12 protein-coding genes are annotated in these 16,563 nt (G+C 72.3%); 10 read left to right on the plus strand and 2 right to left on the minus strand.

Annotated features, from left to right (window positions below; translation table 11 throughout):
• Positions 1–324: 324 nt before the first annotated feature.
• The 9 genes from ABD333_RS10490 (at position 325) to ABD333_RS10530 (ending at position 10,136) form a co-directional block, all read left to right on the plus strand.
• Positions 325–3,657: a sensor histidine kinase gene (locus ABD333_RS10490; RefSeq protein ID WP_344540052.1), complete on the plus strand. Its 3,333-nt coding sequence runs from the start codon at positions 325–327 to the stop codon at positions 3,655–3,657.
• Positions 3,654–4,103: a roadblock/LC7 domain-containing protein gene (locus tag ABD333_RS10495; RefSeq protein ID WP_344540054.1), complete on the plus strand. Its 450-nt coding sequence runs from the start codon at positions 3,654–3,656 to the stop codon at positions 4,101–4,103. Before ABD333_RS10490 ends, ABD333_RS10495 begins: the two co-directional genes overlap by 4 nt.
• A gap of 31 nt (positions 4,104–4,134) precedes the next feature.
• Positions 4,135–4,563 (plus strand): DUF742 domain-containing protein, encoded by a 429-nt coding sequence (locus ABD333_RS10500; RefSeq protein ID WP_344540055.1) that lies wholly within the window; start codon positions 4,135–4,137, stop codon positions 4,561–4,563.
• Between the two features lie 256 nt (positions 4,564–4,819).
• A complete protein-coding gene (locus ABD333_RS10505) occupies positions 4,820–5,383 on the plus strand; it encodes a GTP-binding protein (protein ID WP_344540465.1) in 564 nt (187 codons plus the stop codon).
• The gene (locus ABD333_RS10510; RefSeq protein ID WP_344540057.1) at positions 5,380–6,426 is read left to right on the plus strand and encodes an LLM class flavin-dependent oxidoreductase; all 1,047 of its coding nucleotides are present in this window, start codon (positions 5,380–5,382) and stop codon (positions 6,424–6,426) included. The genes ABD333_RS10505 and ABD333_RS10510 overlap by 4 nt, the downstream gene beginning before the upstream one ends.
• 229 nt (positions 6,427–6,655) lie before the next feature.
• Positions 6,656–7,627 (plus strand): ABC transporter substrate-binding protein, encoded by a 972-nt coding sequence (locus tag ABD333_RS10515; RefSeq protein ID WP_344540059.1) that lies wholly within the window; start codon positions 6,656–6,658, stop codon positions 7,625–7,627.
• Positions 7,628–7,631: 4 nt separating this feature from the next.
• Positions 7,632–8,405, plus strand: a complete 774-nt coding sequence (locus tag ABD333_RS10520) for an ABC transporter permease (protein ID WP_344540061.1) — start codon at positions 7,632–7,634, stop codon at positions 8,403–8,405.
• Complete coding sequence (locus tag ABD333_RS10525) at positions 8,402–9,211, plus strand: ABC transporter permease (RefSeq protein ID WP_344540063.1); 810 nt, start codon at positions 8,402–8,404, stop codon at positions 9,209–9,211. Before ABD333_RS10520 ends, ABD333_RS10525 begins: the two co-directional genes overlap by 4 nt.
• Positions 9,212–9,344: 133 nt before the next feature.
• Positions 9,345–10,136 (plus strand): SGNH/GDSL hydrolase family protein, encoded by a 792-nt coding sequence (locus tag ABD333_RS10530; protein ID WP_344540466.1) that lies wholly within the window; start codon positions 9,345–9,347, stop codon positions 10,134–10,136.
• A 68-nt stretch (positions 10,137–10,204) separates the two neighbouring features.
• On the opposite strand, the gene ABD333_RS10535 is transcribed toward ABD333_RS10530, so the two are convergent.
• Positions 10,205–10,627 carry an STAS domain-containing protein gene (locus tag ABD333_RS10535; protein ID WP_344540065.1) on the minus strand — a complete coding sequence of 141 codons (423 nt, stop codon included), beginning with the start codon at positions 10,625–10,627 and terminating at the stop codon, positions 10,205–10,207.
• A 181-nt stretch (positions 10,628–10,808) separates the two neighbouring features.
• Between ABD333_RS10535 and ABD333_RS10540 the strand changes: the two genes are divergently transcribed.
• On the plus strand, positions 10,809–14,468 hold the full coding sequence (locus tag ABD333_RS10540; protein WP_344540067.1) for an AAA family ATPase: 3,660 nt from the start codon (positions 10,809–10,811) through the stop codon (positions 14,466–14,468).
• A gap of 10 nt (positions 14,469–14,478) precedes the next feature.
• On the opposite strand, the gene ABD333_RS10545 is transcribed toward ABD333_RS10540, so the two are convergent.
• Positions 14,479–16,494: an ABC transporter ATP-binding protein gene (locus ABD333_RS10545; RefSeq protein ID WP_344540069.1), complete on the minus strand. Its 2,016-nt coding sequence runs from the start codon at positions 16,492–16,494 to the stop codon at positions 14,479–14,481.
• Positions 16,495–16,563: the final 69 nt, after the last annotated feature.

Here is a 16,563-nt window from a genome sequence, read left to right on the forward strand (position 1 = left end):
AGTCGCATTACCTGGCGTGGCACTGGCTGGGCGATCACTGTGGAGAGTTGCATGCCCAAACGGTGCAAAGCGGACAAACAGGGATGAAAGTATTCCCGTTCTGTGTGGATCTGCGAAGATCGCTGACACCTTTGCGGCGTGTCTTCTAATGTGCTCCAATGTCGGGCGCAGTGAAGGAACAGCGGGCATGTCGTGCATATCGATCGCGCAGCCCTCGACCGCCGGAAAACGGCACTGTGAGTGAGAGGGTGTCAACGCCAAGTGCGTATGCAATCGGGCGATGAGAGTCGGGAAGCTCCCCCCGCGTCCGCGCGCGAGCTTCCCTTGGCCGCCGCGCCCGCAGCCGACGGGGGCCGGCGCGGGCTGGGCCGGTTCCGGCTCCGCAACTGGCGGGTGCCGGTCCGGCTGTTCGCGCTCATCGCGGTGCCGACCTTCGTCGCCGCCCTGCTGGCGGGTTACCGCGTGTCGGTCTCGCTGGACGACGCCTCGGACTACCGGCGGCTGGAGCGGCTGGCCACGCTCGGCGAGCGGCTGGCCGCGTTCTCCCACGAGCTCGAAGGCGAACGCGACATCCGGATCGACCGGATCGCGGGCGGCCGCTACAGCGGGGTCAGCGCCGAGGTGCTCCGCACCAAAGAGGCCGCGGTCGACGAGGCCGCCGGCCGCGTGCGCGGAGCGGCCCGCCAGGTGGACACCGGCGGCTCGCCCGGCCTCGACCTGACCGTCCGCACCGTCCTCACGCGCATCGACGTGCTCCCCGCCCTCCGCAAGCTGGCCGACCAGCTGCCGGCCAGCGCGGTCGTGGACAAGTACTCCGGGGTCATCACCGACGTCAACGACTTCCACATCCAGCTCGCGCAGGGCGCGCCGAAGCCCGACCTCGCCCAGAACGCGCTGGCGCTCTCGGCACTGAGCAGGGCCAAGGACGCGGCGTCGCAGGAACGCGCGCTGGTCGCCGCGGGCCTGTGGGTGGGCCGGTTCGAGCTGGCCGACCTGAAGGCGCTCGAATCCACCACCGCCGAGTACGAGAGCCGGGTCGCCACCTTCCGTTCGACGGCGACCGGCGCGCAGCGCCAGCTCTACGAGGACACCGTGACCGGCCCCGAGATCGACCGGGCCGAGCACACCCGGCTGCAGACGCTGACGCTGGCGCGCGGCTCGGCCGAGCTCCGGGTACGGCCGCTCGACGTCGACGACGCGCGCCGCTGGGGCCGCGACATGACGGCCAAGATGGACCGGACGCGCACGGTGGAGACCTCGCTGGCACGGTCGCTCACCGCGCGCACCGTCGCCCTGCGCGAGGAGGCCGTCACCGCCGCCATCCGCGACGGCGTGATCCTGTTCCTGGTCATCGCGATCGTCCTCGTCGGAACCATCATCGTCGCCCGTTCGCTGGTGCGTCCGCTGTACCGGCTGCGCGACGGCGCGCTGGAGGTGGCCGGCACCCGGCTGCCGGGACTGGTGGACCGGCTCCGGGATCCGGAGGCCGCCGCCGGCGGCATCGAGGTCGACCCGATCGACATCGCCTCCACCGACGAGATCGGCCAGGTCGCCCGGGCCTTCGACGAGGTCCACCGCGAGGCGGTCCGGCTGGCCGCCGACGAAGCGGTCCTGCGCGGCAACATCAATGCGATGTTCGTCAACCTCTCGCGGCGCAGCCAGTCCCTCATCGAACGCCAGCTGCGGCTGATCGAGGAGCTGGAGCAGAGCGAGCGCGACGAGGAGCAGCTGGCGAACCTGTTCCGGCTCGACCACCTGGCCACCCGCATGCGCCGCAACTGTGAGAACCTGCTGGTCCTCGGCGGCCAGGAGCAGGCGCGCCGGTGGAACAGGCCGGTGCCCCTCATCGACGTGGTGCGGGCCTCGCTGTCGGAGGTCGAGCAGTACGAGCGCGTCGCCCTGCGCGTCCAGGGCGAGATGACGGTCGCCGGGCCCATGGTGAACGACCTGGTGCACCTGCTGGCCGAGCTCGTGGAGAACGCCACGGTGTTCTCCCCGGAGAGCACCAAGGTCACGGTGTCGGGGCAGCTGCTGAGCGGCGGCGGCGCGATGCTGCAGATCACCGACAACGGCGTGGGCATGTCGGTCGAGGAGCTGGAGCAGGCCAACTGGCGGCTCGCCAACCCACCGGTCATCGACTTCTCCGCGGCGCGCCGCATGGGCCTGTTCGTGGTCGGCCGCCTGGCCGTCCGGCACGGCATCCGGGTCGAGCTGCGCGCCGCGCAGGGCGGCGGCCTCACCGCGTTCGTCGTGCTCCCCGAAGCGGTCGTCAGCGGCGGCGAGTCGGGCGGGGTGGGCACGCGCAACTTCGGCGGCCGGGAGCTCGACGGGCAGGCACCGGCGCTGTCCGCCGGCTCGCCCGCCCCGATGGCGCTGTCCGCGCCGTCGGTCGGCTCGGCCGGCGCCTTCCAGCAGACCGGCTCGGACGAACGCGGCGCACCGTTGCCCGGCTTCCGCGACACCGGGCCCGTGCCCTCGCTTCACGACAGCGGCGCCATGCCGTCCTTGCAGGACTCCGGGCCACGGCCGTCGTACCAGGACGCCGGGCCGCCGTCGTACCAGGACACCGGGCCCCGCCCGACGTACCAGGACTCCGGCCCGCGCCCCACGTACCAGGACACCGGGCCGCCGTCGTACCAGGACACCGGGCCCCGCCCGACGTACCAGGACACCGGCCCGCGCCCCTCCTACCAGGACACCGGCTCGCAGCCACGCGTTTCGAACACCGGCCCGCTGCCGCGCATCCAGGGCACAGGCCCGCAGCAGATCGTGTCGCCCATGGAGTCGGCCGACCTGCGCACGGGACCGCTGCCCGTACGGCAGCCGGGCGCGCAACTGCCCGGACGCGGCGAGCCCCCGAACCAGACGGGGCCGCTGCCCGCCGTGCCGGAGGCGCAGCCGCGCATACCGGAACCGCAGGCCCGGCCCGAGCCCAATCAGCGGCAGGTCTCGTGGGAGACCGGCCCGCAGCCCGCCGTCCAGAGCTTCGGCGGATCCGGCGGCGAACCCGGCCGCGGCGAACCCGGCCCAGGGGCCGGTCACGGCCTGGGATCCGGTCACGGCCCGGGGTCCGGCCACGGGTCCGGCGCCGCCTGGAGCGACCCGGCGCCGCACGTGCCCGGACAGGGCGGATCCCCGAGGTCCGTGCCGTTCACGCTTGAGGAGCCGGTCCTTGAGCCGCCCGCTCCCGAACCGGTCGCGCGGCCCGAGCCGGCGCGACGCACCCCGGAGCGGTCACCGATCTTCGACGCCATGCAGTCGGAGTGGTTCCAGCGCAGGTCCGAGGGTGGGGGAGGCAAGGATCCGGTGAAGGGCTGGGAGTCGCCCGCGGACGCGGGCTTCCAGGCCGCCGAGGCGGTGCGCGAACCCGTGGCGGGCAAGACGACCTCCGCCGGGCTGCCCAAGCGGGTGCCCGGCAAGAACCGGGTCCCCGGCGCGGTCGCGTCGCCCGGAGCCGGGGCCACGGCCGAGACCGGTCCGGCGGAACAGCCGCCGGCGCCGCGGCCGAGCCAGTCGGCCGACGTCGTCCGGAATCGTTTCGCCAGCCTGCAGCGCGGCGTCCACCGAGGGCGCACGCGAACGCAGTTCGGCGAGCCGGGCGAGAGCACAGGTGAAAGTCCGTCGCAGGGCGGCGGAGAGACAGGAGGCACCCGGTGAGCGGGCAGGATCTCAGCTGGTTGGTGACGAATTTCGCGGACCGGGTCCCGAAGGTCGCCCACGCCGTCGTGGTCTCCTCGGACGGGCTGCCGATGGCCTACTCGGCCGGCTTCCCGCCGGAGCGGGCCGATCAGCTGTCGGCCATCGCCTCCGGGCTGATGAGCCTCACCCAGGGGGCGGCGAAGATCTTCGACGCGGGCGGCGTGAGCCAGACCGTCGTCGAGATGGACCGCGGACTGCTGTTCGTCATGTCCATCACCAACGGCTCGGTGTTCGCGGTGCTGGCGGCGCCGGACTGCGACCTCGGCCTGGTCGCGTACGAGATGACGCTGCTGGTGGAGCGGGTCGGCCGGGCGCTGACCCCGGCGCTGCGCAGCGCCGGCGATCAGCCGCCCCATCAGGCGCCCCAGGTGCCCGAGATGGGCGCCGGCCCGGCCCGTTACTGACCTTGATCAACTCTGGCGGAAGGTCGGCGTGATGGATCGAGGCGGATACTACGGTGCTGGCCCCGGCGGCCCCCCGCGGTGGGAGGACCCAGCGCGGGGACGGCCGTCTCAGGACCAGCCGGACTCCAGCTCGCTGGTGCGCCCGTACGCGGTCACCGGCGGGCGGGTCAAGCCGCGGTACGACCTGGCGATCGAGGCGCTGGTCACCGCGGCGCCCTACCCGCCGCGCGACGTCTCCATGCTGACGCCCGAGTACCGGGCGATCATGGACCTGTGCCGGTCGGCGCGTTCGGTGGCCGAGGTCTCGGCGCTGCTGAGGCTCCCCCTCGGCGTGGCCCGCGTGCTGGTGGCCGACATGGCCCTCGAAGGACTTCTGCGGCTGCACCAGTCGCGCCCCGCCGGGACGCAGCCGGACCTCCGCCTGCTGGAAAGGGTGCTCAGTGGACTTCGCAAGCTCTGATCGGGGACCGGCCGGTGGGCCGCCGCCGGCCCGCCGGGGCGGCCCGGGTGGTCCGGGCGGCCCGCTCGGTCCCGGTGATCCGGGTGGTCCGGGTGGCCGCCCGGTCGGTCCCGGCGGCCCCGCCGGTCCCGGTGGCCCTGGTGGCCCTGGTGGCCCCGGCGGTCCGGTCGGCCCGCGCGGTCCCGGTGGCCTTGGCGGTCCCGGTGGCCTTGGTGGTCCCGGTGGACCCGGCGGCCCGGGCGGTCCCGAGACCGACCTGGTCTCGGTCAAGATCGTCGTGGGCGGCGGCTTCGGCGTCGGCAAGACGACGTTCGTCGGCTCGGTCTCGGAGATCATGCCGCTGACCACCGAGGCGGTCATGACCGCCGCCAGCGCGGACGTCGACGACCTCTCGGCGGTACCCGACAAGACCACCACCACCGTCGCGATGGACTTCGGCCGTGTGTCACTGGACAGCGAGCTGATCCTCTACCTGTTCGGCACGCCCGGCCAGCACCGGTTCTGGTTCATGTGGGACGACCTGGTCAAGGGCGCCATCGGCGCCGTCGTGCTGGTCGACACCAGGCGCCTGGCCGACTGCTTCGCCGCGGTGGACTACTTCGAGGAGCTCGGGCTGCCGTTCGTGGTCGGCGTCAACGGGTTCCACGGCGAGTTCCAGTACGGCGTCGAGGACATCCGCGAGGCGCTGTCGATCAGCGCGCACGTCCCCATCGTCCAGTGCGACGCGCGCAGCCGGGAGTCCACCAAGCAGGTGCTCATCACCCTCGTCCAGCACGCCATGTCGGTGCACATGGCGTCCGCCGGGCCGGGCGGGCCATGACGACCGGCACGGGCGAGGCGCCCCGCGAGGTCTGGACGCTGACCTTCCCGCCGGCCGGTCGCGGTCCCGAGGTGGCCGCGGCGGCCGAGCGGCAGGGCTGGGACGGCGTCCTCATCGCCGACAGCCAGAACCTCACCGGTGACGTGTACGCGACGCTGACCGCGGCCGCGGCCGCCACCGGGCGCATCATGCTGGCGCCCGGCGTCACCAACAGCGTGACCCGCGACCCGGCCGTCACCGCGTGCGGGATCGCCACCGTGCAGCAGTTCTCCGGCGGCCGGGCGGTCCTGGGCATCGGCCGCGGCGACTCCGCGGTCGCCTACCTCGGGAAGAAGCCCGCGCCGGTCGCGGAGTTCGAGGACTACCTGCGCGACGTGCAGACCTACCTGCGCGGTGAGACCGTCGACCGTTCCGGGTTCCCGAGCCGCCTGGAATGGCTGCCCGGCGCCGAGCTGCCGAAGGTCCCGGTCGAGGTCGCCGCGACCGGCCCCAAGGTGCTCGCGGCCGCCGCCCGTACCGCCGACCGGATCGCGGTCACGGTCGGCGCCGACCCGGCCCGGCTGCGCTGGGCGATCGAGACGGCCCGCCGGGCGCGCGAGGAGGCCGGGCTCGATCCAGCCGGGCTGTCCTTCGGCGCCTACGTCAACGCGGTGGCGCATCCCGACCGGAGCGTCGCCCGCGAGGTGGTGCGGGGCAGTTTCAGCACGCTGGTCCGGTTCGGCGGCATGTCGGACGCCGGTTCGCAGGCGTCCACCACCGCGTCGGAACGCTCGGCGCTGACCGCGCTGGCACGCGACTACTCGGTGCGCCGCCACGCCATGCGGGACGCCGAGCACGCGGCGGCGATCGACGACGCGTTCGTGGACCGGTTCGCCGTCGTCGGCCCGAGCTCGTACTGCGTGGAACGGCTGCGCGAGCTCTTCGACGTCGGGCTGGACCGGCTCATCATCGCCGGCCATTCCCGTGACGCCGATCCGGAACTGCTCGCCGAGACGGCCGAACGCATGGCTTCCGAAGTCCTTCCGATGGTCAGGAAGCGCTGACCCGAAAAGGACGAACTACCACTCAAAGGCGAGAGAGGTGTGCGGTGATGCCCTATCGGTCATCGGGTTGATTTCGAACACAAGTTGATCATCGTGCGCTAGTCTCATCGCGCTGGCCAACGGCCATCGCTGGTAGAACCCCCCGTGTAGCGATTCGGCCGCCCGCTCACCATCCGTCTTCCCCCGCAGATGACTGGAGCGGCCGGTGGCTCGTTTCGAAGGAGTAACAATGAAGTTCGGTCGACTCCGGCGTGCCGCGAGCGTCGGCCTGGTGGGCATCCTCGCCGCCGGTCTGTTCGCAGGATGTGGCGATTCCGATGACCCCGGCGAGGACGGCGGGCTCGAAAAGAGCACCATCAACATGGGCACGCTGCCCATTCCGTACGCGGCGCCCGTTTACCTGGCTGAGCAGAAGGGCTTCTTCAAGGCCGAGGGCCTCACCGTCAAGACCGAGGTCTTCCCCGGTGGCGCCGCCGCGCTGCCGAAGCTCCTCGGCGGCCAGATCGACATGATGGTCAGCAACCACATGAGCGCGATCTCCGCCACCGCCAAGGGCCAGAAGATGCGCATCCTCGCCGAGATCGACCTCGGCGTGGAGAAGGAACTGCCGGTCCTGGTGGCCAAGGACTCGCCTATCCACTCGCCCGCCGACCTCAAGGGCAAGACGATCGCGCTCAACACCCTGCGGAACCTCGGCGAGCTGACCGTCACCTCGGCGCTCGCGACCGCCGGCGTCGACGTCAAGAAGGACAACGTCAAGTTCACCGAGATGCCCTTCCCGTCAATGGTGCAGGCCCTGGAGAAGAAGTCGGTCGACGCCATCTGGGTGGCCGAGCCGTTCCTCACCGACGCGCAGAAGAAGCTCGGCGCCCGCCCGGTGCTCGACTCGCTGACCGGCGCCACCAAGGAACTGCCGCTGGACGGCTACGTCGCGACCGACGCCTTCGTACGCAAGAACCCGAACACGGTGGCGGCGTTCAAGCGGGCCATCGCCAAGGCGCAGCAGCTGGCCGCGACCGACCGGAACGCGGTCGTCAACATCCTGCCGAGCTACGCCAAGATCGACAAGAGCACGGCCTCGTCCATCGTGATCGGGCCGTTCGTCACCTCGACCAGCGAGACGCGGTTGCAGCGGGTGGCCGACCTGATGTTCCAGTACGGCTTCCTCGACAAGAAGTTCGACATCAAGACGATGCTCTGACCCGATGAGACAACGTTTGATCCGTGGCGGTCTCGGCGTGCTCGTGTTCCTCGCGCTCGCCGAGGCCGCCACGCGGCTCGAAATCATCAAGTCCAGCGTGCTGCCGCCGATGTCGGCGGTCGTGCGGCAGGCGGTGCTGCTCACCGCGGACTCGGAGTTCCTGCGCGACGTCTGGGCGACCCTCTACGTGTGGGCGTTCGGCATGGTCATCACGGTCGCGGTCGGCGTGCCGCTCGGGGTGCTGCTCGGCTCCCTCCCGGCGGTCAACCGCGCGGCCAAGGGCATCGTGGAGTTCCTGCGGCCGATCCCGTCGGTGGCGCTCGTGCCGCTGGCGATCGTCATCGCCCAGTCCGACCTCGGCATGAAGACGACGGTCATCGTGTACGCCTCCCTGTGGCCCGTACTGATCAACACGATGTACGGCATGCAGGAGGTCGACCCGCTCGCCAAGGAGACGCTGCGCAGCTACGGCTTCGGGCGGCTCGCGGTCCTGCGCCGGGTCGCGCTGCCCAGCGCCACCCCGTTCATCGCCACCGGCGTACGGCTGGCGGCGTCGGTCGGGCTCATCCTGGCCGTCAGCGCCGAGCTGCTGGCCGGCGGATCGCACGGCATCGGCGTGTTCATCCTCAGGCAGTCCAGCGGCATCGACACCCTCGACGAGGTGCTGGCGGCGGCCGTGTGGGCGGGAGCCATCGGGCTCGTGGTCAACCAGGCGCTGATCCAGCTCGAACGCACGATGTTCCGCTGGCACACGGTCAGGACGGAGGCGGCGCTGTGAAGCCGCGCACACTGTTGTCCTGGGTGGTACGGGTGCTCTCGGTCGTCTGGCTGCCCGTCGTCACCGTGGTCGTGTGGCAGAAGGTCACCGCCGCCAAGCAGGAGCCGTTCTTCCCCGAGCCCCTGGTGATCTGGGAGCGGATGCGGGCGGCGTGGTTCACCGGACCGGCGAGCCACCTGTGGATGAACGAGGAGGCCACCAGCAACTGGTTCGCCAGCCTCGGCCGCATGTTCACCGGCTGGGTGGTCGCCGGCGTGCTCGGCATCATCCTCGGCGTGGCGCTCGGCCGGTCGCAGCGGGTGTCGGACTACCTCGACCCGCTGCTGCAGTTCGGCCGCGCGATGCCGCCGCCCGCGCTGGTGCCGTTCTTCATCTCGGTCTTCAAGATCGGCACCCAGATGCAGCTGGCTACGATCATCTTCGGGGTGATCTGGCCGGTGCTGCTCAACTCGATCGACGGGGCGCGCAGCGCCGACCGGGTCAAGCTCGACACCGCCCTGGTGTTCGGGATGTCGCGGTGGATGGTGCTGCGCTACGTGATCCTGCCCGCCGCCGCGCCGAAGATCTTCGCGGGGCTGCGCCTCAGCCTGTCGCTGTCGCTGATCCTCATGGTGCTCTCGGAGCTGGTCGGCAGCACCAACGGCATCGGATACCAGCTGCTGCGTGCGCAGCGCGACTTCGACGTCCCGCAGATGTGGGCGGGGATCGTCCTGCTCGGCGTGCTCGGACTGGTACTGAACGCGCTGTTCGTGCTGGTCGAACGCCGTGTGCTCGCCTGGCATCGAGGTTCCCAGGGCATGGCGTAGTCCGTTCCCCGGTGCTTCACGGGCCGGGCCGCCGTCGTGGCGGCCCGGCCCGTTTATTACGGTCGCGTAAGGATGTGTGCAAGATGCATGATTAATCCACGTGAGCGAAATTGAGACCGTTCGTGGGGATGCGATGGGAGATCAGCGGCAGATCGGAACCTTCGTCGCCATCGGGGACAGCTTTACCGAAGGTTTGAACGATCCGGACCCCGCCGCCGGGCCCGACCGGTTCCGCGGCTGGGCCGACCGCCTCGCGGAGCAACTGGCCGGGCACAATCCCGGCCTGCGCTATGCCAACCTGGCGATCCGCGGCAAGCTGCTGCGCCAGATCGTCGAAGAGCAGGTACCGCGGGCCATCGACCTGCGGCCCGACCTCGTGACGTTCTGCGCGGGCGGCAACGACATGATCCGTCCGGGCGCCGACCCGGACGCGCTGGCGGTGGAGTTCGACGGCGCGGTGCGGCGGCTCCGCGCGACGGGCGCGCGCGTCCTGGTCTTCACCGGGTTCGACCCGCGCGGGCTCCGCTCAGGCGGCCGCATCCGCGGCAAGGCCGCGATCTACAACATGCACCTGCGCGCGATCGCCGACCGGCGCGACTGCGTGGTCGTCGACCTGTGGCCGATGATGAGCGTCTTCAACGACCCCAGGGCCTGGTACGAGGACCGCCTGCACCTGTCGCCCGAGGGCCACCGCCGGATGGCGCTCCGGGTCGCCGAGGCGCTCGGCCTGCCGGTGCCGGGCGACTGGCGCGAACCCTGGCCGGTGCCCGAGACGGCGGCCGACTGGCTGACGATGCGCCGCGAGGACATCTACTGGGCCAGGACCTATCTGCTGCCCTGGATCGGACGCCGGGCGACCGGCCGTTCCTCCGGGGACGGGCGCGGCCCCAAGCGCCCGACGCCCTCGCCGCTGCAGCAGGCGTGAACCGGATCACGGCACCCCCGGGGCCCGCGGGCGCCGGGGGTGCCGTATCGGATCGGTGACGGCCGCGGTCAGGTGGATTCGGCGGCCGTTGACGCGGTCTGGACGTTCGCCGGCGCGGTGGCCGGTTCGTCGCCGGCGGCGCGTTCGGCGAGGCGTACGGCGACGGCCTCCTCCAGGCTGTCGAACACGGTCAGCCTGCCGGTGAGACCGGTGACCTCCAGCGTCCGGCGCACGATCGACCGGGGCGCGGCGAGGCTCACCCCGCCGCCCGCGGCGGTCGCCGCCTTGTAGCACCCGATGATGACGGACAAGCCGTGCGAGTCCATGAACTCCAGGCCCGTCAGATCGAGGATCACGATGTCGCCGTGTTCGCGGCGCGCGGAGCTCAACGCCTGGCGCAGGTCGTCGGCGTTGGCGATATCCAGCTCGCCTCGCAGGCGCACGATGGTCAGCCCGTCATGCGGCTCGGCGGTCACTTGCAGTGGCTGCACGGGGGATTCCTCCTCCCGGTCGGCGCGCGTTCGCCGGTGTCCCGGCAAATGCTCTTCATCGGTCAACTATCGCGGACTCACGCCCCGGTGCCAAGCCGATGACCTCGGCGTTGTCCCCTGACCGAACCAGCGGCGGGCCGGAGGGGATGTGTCTGATCGCCTTGCGCCGTAGGGTGCACGTGTGAACGCCCCCCGTCTCCCGGAACACCTCGAACTGCTGCTGACCGACGAGCCCGTCCTGGACGTGTACGCCCACGGACCATGGCGGGTGCCGGACGGCCTGTACGAGGAGCTCCGGCAGCGTGCCGTGGACTACAACCGCGATCCCCGCGCGGTGGTGCTGTCCCGGCAGCTCAGCGACTTCTACGGGCCGGGCACGTCGGCGGCGGGCGCCGAGCAGTGGTCGTTGCTGACGTTCCTGCTGGGAGCCTCCGCGCTCCGCGGCGGCTCGCGCGGCGACGTCGACTACGAACTGCTGTCGAGCTTCCTCGCCTCGCCGGAACCGGCCGTCCGCGACCCGCTGGCCTGGTTCTCCCAGGGCGGCCGGTGGCGCCCGCCGGGGCTGTGGCTCCCCGAGCCCGCCGGGGACGACCGGGAGCGCCGCACGGTGATGTTCGCGCTCGCCCGCGCCGGGCTCGACGTCTTCGAGGGGCTCGAACCCGTCGAGGAACGGCGGCGGGCCCTCGTCGAGCTCTATGACGGGCGGGCGAACGACCCCGCGCTGCGCGAACAGGACCTGACCACGCCGCTCGACCGGCTCGAAGAGTCGTGGACCTCCGGCCTGTCCGCCGAGGCCCTGGCCGTGCTGCCCGAGTGCGCCGGGCCGGTCGGCTACCTCACCTGGGCGTCTGCGGGCCTCGCCGCCGCGCACGAACGGCTCGCGGGCACCGTCGGCGAGAGCGACACGTTCGACGTCGCCCTGGCCCGATTGCTGCTGGCGGCGGAGGTCACCGTGGCTCCGGCCGAGCTCGCGCCCGCGGTCGGCACGGCCCGGTACGCCTCGGTCGATGACCGGTTGCGCGCGCTGCGCGCCGACTTCGCCGTGGAGCCCTGGCAGCTCGAACTGCGCACCTGGCTGGCGCGCGGCCTCGTCGCCGGCGAGGCCGACGCCTGCCGTGCCTGGCTTGACATGGCGATGCGCGTCACGGGCGCGGTGCAGGGCCTGCCCGAGGCGGCCACGACGCCGCGCTGCAGGCTGCCGTTCCGTGCGTTCAACCTCGACCTGCGGCGGCTCTTCAAGGTCCGCCGCGTCGTGAACCCGCTCACCCGGCGCCTGGCGGCCGCCGCGACCGCCACCACCACCTCGGCGGCCGATCCCGGCGAACCCGCACCGGACGCCGGGAAGGCTGCCGAGAGCTCCATCGTGGGCCAGCCCGAGCTGGTCGCCACGCTGCACGAGGCCATCGCCGCCCGGCTCGCGGGGGAGCGGCCGGTGCGGCTGCTGATCAGCGGGCCGGAGGGCACCGGCAAGGGCACCGCCGCCGAGGTCGCCGAGCGCGTGCTGACCGGGCGCGGCGCGATCCGCGACTCGCTCTGGATCTCCGACCAGGTGTTCTCCGCGCTGAGCGGGAGCGACGCGGTGCTCTGGCTGCAGGCCCGGGTCCGCGACTGCCTGGAGGGCCGCCTACTGCTGGTCGTCGACGACCTGGAGAGACTCGCCGGGTACGACCGGTGCGGCCCGGCCGCGGCCGAGGAACTGCGGCGGCTGATGGCACGGTCCCCGGCGCTGGACGTCATCGCGCTCTGCCGCCCCGGCGGCGACCGGCGGCTGTTCGAGGTGAACCCGGCACTGGTCGGCGCCTTCGAGGTCACCCGGACCCGCGAGTTCGGCGCGGACGACTTCAGCGAGCTGTTCCGCCGCGCCGTCGAGCGCCGCGGCGCCACGACCGCGCCGCCGGTGGCCGCCGCCGCCGGGACGCTGCTCACGCGCACCGCCCCGCTGCTCAACCTGCGCGGCGCAAGGCTCGTCGAGCACCTCGCCGACCAGGCCTGCGCCGCCGCCCTGGCCCGCGCCGACGCCGCCTTCACCGACACGCCCGCCGCCGCGAAGGCCGTGTCTGGTGGAGAGACCGTGGCTGGTGAAGGAGCGGGTGACGGGGGGCCGGTCGTCGAGGTCACTGAGGCCGACCTTCCGCAGCGCCTCATCGCGGACGGCGCCGCCACGGCCGACCCGTTCGCCGAGCTCGCCGCCTGCGCGGGCATCGAACCGGTCAAGCGTGAGGTCGACGCGCTGGTCGCCGAGGCCAAGGCGGCGCATCTGCGCCGCGAGGCGGGCATGCCGACCGGTGTACGGCCCCGCCACATGGTCTTCATGGGCAACCCGGGAACGGGCAAGGCCACGGTCGCGCGCTGCCTCGCGCGCATCTACACCGAACTCGGCCTGCTCACCTCCGGGCATCTCGTCGAGGTCGACCGGGCGGACGTCGTGGGCGACTATCCGGGGGAGAGCACGCTGAAGGTGCGCCGGGTCGTGGAGCGTGCCCTGGGCGGCGTGCTCTTCGTCCGCGACGCGCACACGTTCAACCCGGCCGACTCCACGCGCGGCAGGGAGGCGGTCGAGGTCCTGCTCACCGCGGTGGAGGCGCATCCCGAGGACCTCATCGTCGTGCTGTCGGGGCCGGAGGCCGAGCTGAACGGGCTGCTCAAGGCCAACCAGGACCTCGCCGCGCACTTCCCCAAGACCATCCGCTTCCCCGATCTCACCGACGACGAGCTCGTGCGGGTCTTCGCGCGGCTGGCGGCCGAGGAGGGCCTCGCGCTGGCCGACGGCGTGCTCGACAAGGTCCGCGGCCTGGTGCGGGCGGCGCCGCGCGAGCGTGGTTTCGCCAACGCGGGTCTCGTGGTCAACCTGCTCGAATGGGCGGTGGCGATGCAGGGCCGCCGGGTGCTCGCCGACGGCGTCGTCGACGAGCACGAGTCGCTCGACGAGATCCTGCTGGTCGACGTGCCCGACAGCCTCGCCCCCGACCGGGGCCGCGGCGCCGGTGATCCGCTCGCCGAGATCGAACGGCTGATCGGGCTGGCGCCGGTCAAGGAGGAGGTCGCCAGGCTGGTGGCCGAGGCCCGCACCGACGGGCTGCGCCGCGAGGCGGGACAGCCGCCGCTGTCGCCCACCCGGCACATGGTCTTCACCGGCAACCCGGGCACCGCGAAGACGACGATGGCCCGGCTCATCGCCGCGGCCTACGCCCAGCTAGGGCTGCTGTCGTCGGGGCATCTGGTCGAGGTCACCCGAGCCGGTCTCGTCGGCGAGTACGTGGGCCAGACCGCGCCGCGCGTACGGGCGGCGGTCGACAGCGCGCTCGGCGGGGTGCTCTTCGTGGACGAGGCGTACTCGCTGGCCCCGGCGGGCGCCGACCAGCGCGACTTCGGGCACGAGGCCGTCGCCGAGCTCATCAAGCTGATGGAGGAGCACCGGTCCGACCTGGTGGTGATCGTCGCCGGGTACGAGGGCGAGATGGAGCTGTTCCTCAAGTCCAACCCGGGCCTGGCCTCACGGTTCCCCAAGGTGCTGCGCTTCCCCGACTACAGCGACGACGAGCTGATCACCATCTTCGAGTACATGTCGGCCGAGCAGGGGTTCACGCTCGCGGACGGCGTGCTGGCCGGTGTCCGGCGGTTGCTGGCGGCCGCGCCGCGCGACGCCTCGTTCGGCAACGCGCGGCTCGTCCGCAACGTTCTGGAGGACGCGATCTCGCGCCAGGGGCAGCGCATCGCGGCGGCCGCGGACGAGGACCCGGGCGCCGTCACCCCGGCCGAGGTGCGGCTGCTGCGGCCGGAGGACCTGCCCGCGGCGCCGACGCCGCCCGAACGAGGCGAGGGCCACGGGCCGTACCTGTGACCAGGCCGGTTCAGGCGGCGCGATAGGCCCGCGCCTGCAGCGTATAGAGCTCGGCGTAGAGGCCGTCGAGCGCCATCAGTCGGTCGTGGTCGCCTTCCTCGGTCACCTTCCCCTGGTCGAGCACGAAGATCCGGTCGGCGTGCCGGACGCTGGCCAGCCGGTGGGTGATCAGCAGGACGGTGCGGCCGTCGGCGTGGGTGCGGATCCGCTCGAAGAGATGGTGCTCGGCGCGCGCGTCCAGCGCGGCGGTCGGCTCGTCGCAGATCAGCAGCGGCGCGTCCCGGTAGAAGCCGCGCGCGACCGCGAGGCGCTGCCACTGGCCGCCCGACAGCTCCGCGCCGCCCTGGAACCGGCGGTCCAGCAGCGTGTCATAGCCGTGCGCCAGCCCGTCGACGACCTCGTCGGCTCCGGAGGCGCGCGCCGCTGCCAGCACCGCGGTCTCGGTGCCGGCGGCGTCGCCGGCCGTACGGCCCATCGTGATGTTCTGCCGCGCGGTCATCGGCCAATGCGTGTACTCCTGGGCGATGACCGCGATGCGTTCCCACAGCTGCTTCGGATCGACCTCGCGCAGCGGCACCTCGTCCCAGCGCACCTCGCCGCCGTCGGGGTCGTACAGCCCCGCGATGATCTTCGCGAGGGTCGTCTTGCCCGAGCCGTTCTCGCCCACCAGCGCGATCACCTCGCCGCGGTGCAGCTCAAGCGAGATGCCCCTCAGCGAGGCCGTCTCGGCGCCCGGGTAGGTGAACGTGACGTCCTCCACGACGATCTTGTCGAAGGCGTCCGGCAGCCGGGCGGCCGTGGCGTCCGTCCCCGTAGCCGTCTCCTTCTCCGTATCGGCCCGGGCCGAGGGCAGGGCGCGTGCGGTGACACGTTCCTCCGCCGACGTGCTGAAGTTGAGGTAGTCGCCGAAGTAGAGACCCTCCTCGTAGCAGCGGTTGACGGCGAAGACCAGGTTGGCGAGCGAGGTCTGCCCGGCGCGGATGGCGAGCACCGCGGTGCCCGCGACCGCCAGCGGCACCGCGCCGCCCCACAGCATGAGGCCGAGCGCGACGTAGACGCCCGCGGTCGCGACGCCCTGCAGCACGTCCCCGAACACCCGCGCGATGGTCTGGCGGCGCGCCAGGTCCAGCTCCACCCCGCGCTGGTACGCGGCCACCCGGTCGTACTCCTCCAGCAGGAAGCCGCGCATGGTGAACGAGCGGATCTCGGCCGCGTGGCGGCGGTCGGCCATGAGGTCCGACAGGATCCACTTGCGGCGCGCGACGCCCACCAGGGCCAGCTCCGTCACGTACCGCATCCGGGCCGAACGGATCGACGCCCAGCCCTCCGGCAGCGCGGTCAGCAGGAGCAGCGGCAGCAGCAGCGGATGCAGGACGCCCAGCGTCCCGGCCGCCGCGATCACCCCGACGGCGCCGGTGAGGACGTCCACCGCCGTGGTCACCACGCGCGGCGCCGAGGCCATGCCGCGGCTGCGCGCCCGCTGGAGGTCGTCGAGGAACTCCGAGTCGTCCAGGGCGGCCAGCTCGACCGCCGTGGTCAGCTCGTACAGCCGCAGCTCGACGAGCCGTTCGACCTGCGGCTCCAGCCGGGCCTGCGCCCAGCCCGCGGCCGCCTGCAACCCCGCCCGCAGCGCGGCGGCGACAGCGACCAGCGCCAGTGAGGGCAGCGCGGCGCGGACCCGGTCGGGTGTGGGGCCCGAGCTGAACAGGGCGGTGAGGACGCCGGTCGTCGCCAGCAGCCCGAACGCGGTGAAGACCCCGGCGAGGAGGTTGAGCCCGACCGCCACCGAGGTGTCGGCCCTGCTGGCGCGCCAGGCCAGCCGCGCCGACTGGGCGATCACCGAGGGCAGCCGCCGCGCCATCGTCCGCATGCTGGTCTCGGCCAGCTCGCCGGTATGCCGGGTCCAGCGATGCTCGGTCAGCTCCGGGAGGACCGGCTCCGCCTGATCGTCCTCCGGTACGTCCTGACGATTTGACTCCTTCTTAGGAAGGACGGCCCGAAGGGAAAATCTTTGCCACGCAGTCATCCACGGCCCCTCGCCTGTACGTATCACCATGGGCAGTGTGCATCCGGCGACTGACAACTTTCACTTCAC

Origin of the sequence: Actinomadura fulvescens (genome assembly GCF_039533225.1) — a bacterium.
Taxonomy (GTDB): Bacteria; Actinomycetota; Actinomycetes; order Streptosporangiales; family Streptosporangiaceae; genus Spirillospora; species Spirillospora fulvescens.

What these genes read in the sequence shown, in the direction of transcription:
- ABD333_RS10500 (WP_344540055.1), top strand. Translation starts at nt 4,135, where the DNA reads ATGGATCGAGGCGGATACTACGGTGCTGGCCCCGGCGGCCCCCCGCGG.
- ABD333_RS10510 (WP_344540057.1), top strand. Translation starts at nt 5,380, where the DNA reads ATGACGACCGGCACGGGCGAGGCGCCCCGCGAGGTCTGGACGCTGACC.
- ABD333_RS10515 (WP_344540059.1), top strand. Translation starts at nt 6,656, where the DNA reads ATGAAGTTCGGTCGACTCCGGCGTGCCGCGAGCGTCGGCCTGGTGGGC.
- ABD333_RS10520 (WP_344540061.1), top strand. Translation starts at nt 7,632, where the DNA reads ATGAGACAACGTTTGATCCGTGGCGGTCTCGGCGTGCTCGTGTTCCTC.
- ABD333_RS10530 (WP_344540466.1), top strand. Translation starts at nt 9,345, where the DNA reads ATGGGAGATCAGCGGCAGATCGGAACCTTCGTCGCCATCGGGGACAGC.
- ABD333_RS10545 (WP_344540069.1), bottom strand. Translation starts at nt 16,494, where the DNA reads ATGACTGCGTGGCAAAGATTTTCCCTTCGGGCCGTCCTTCCTAAGAAG.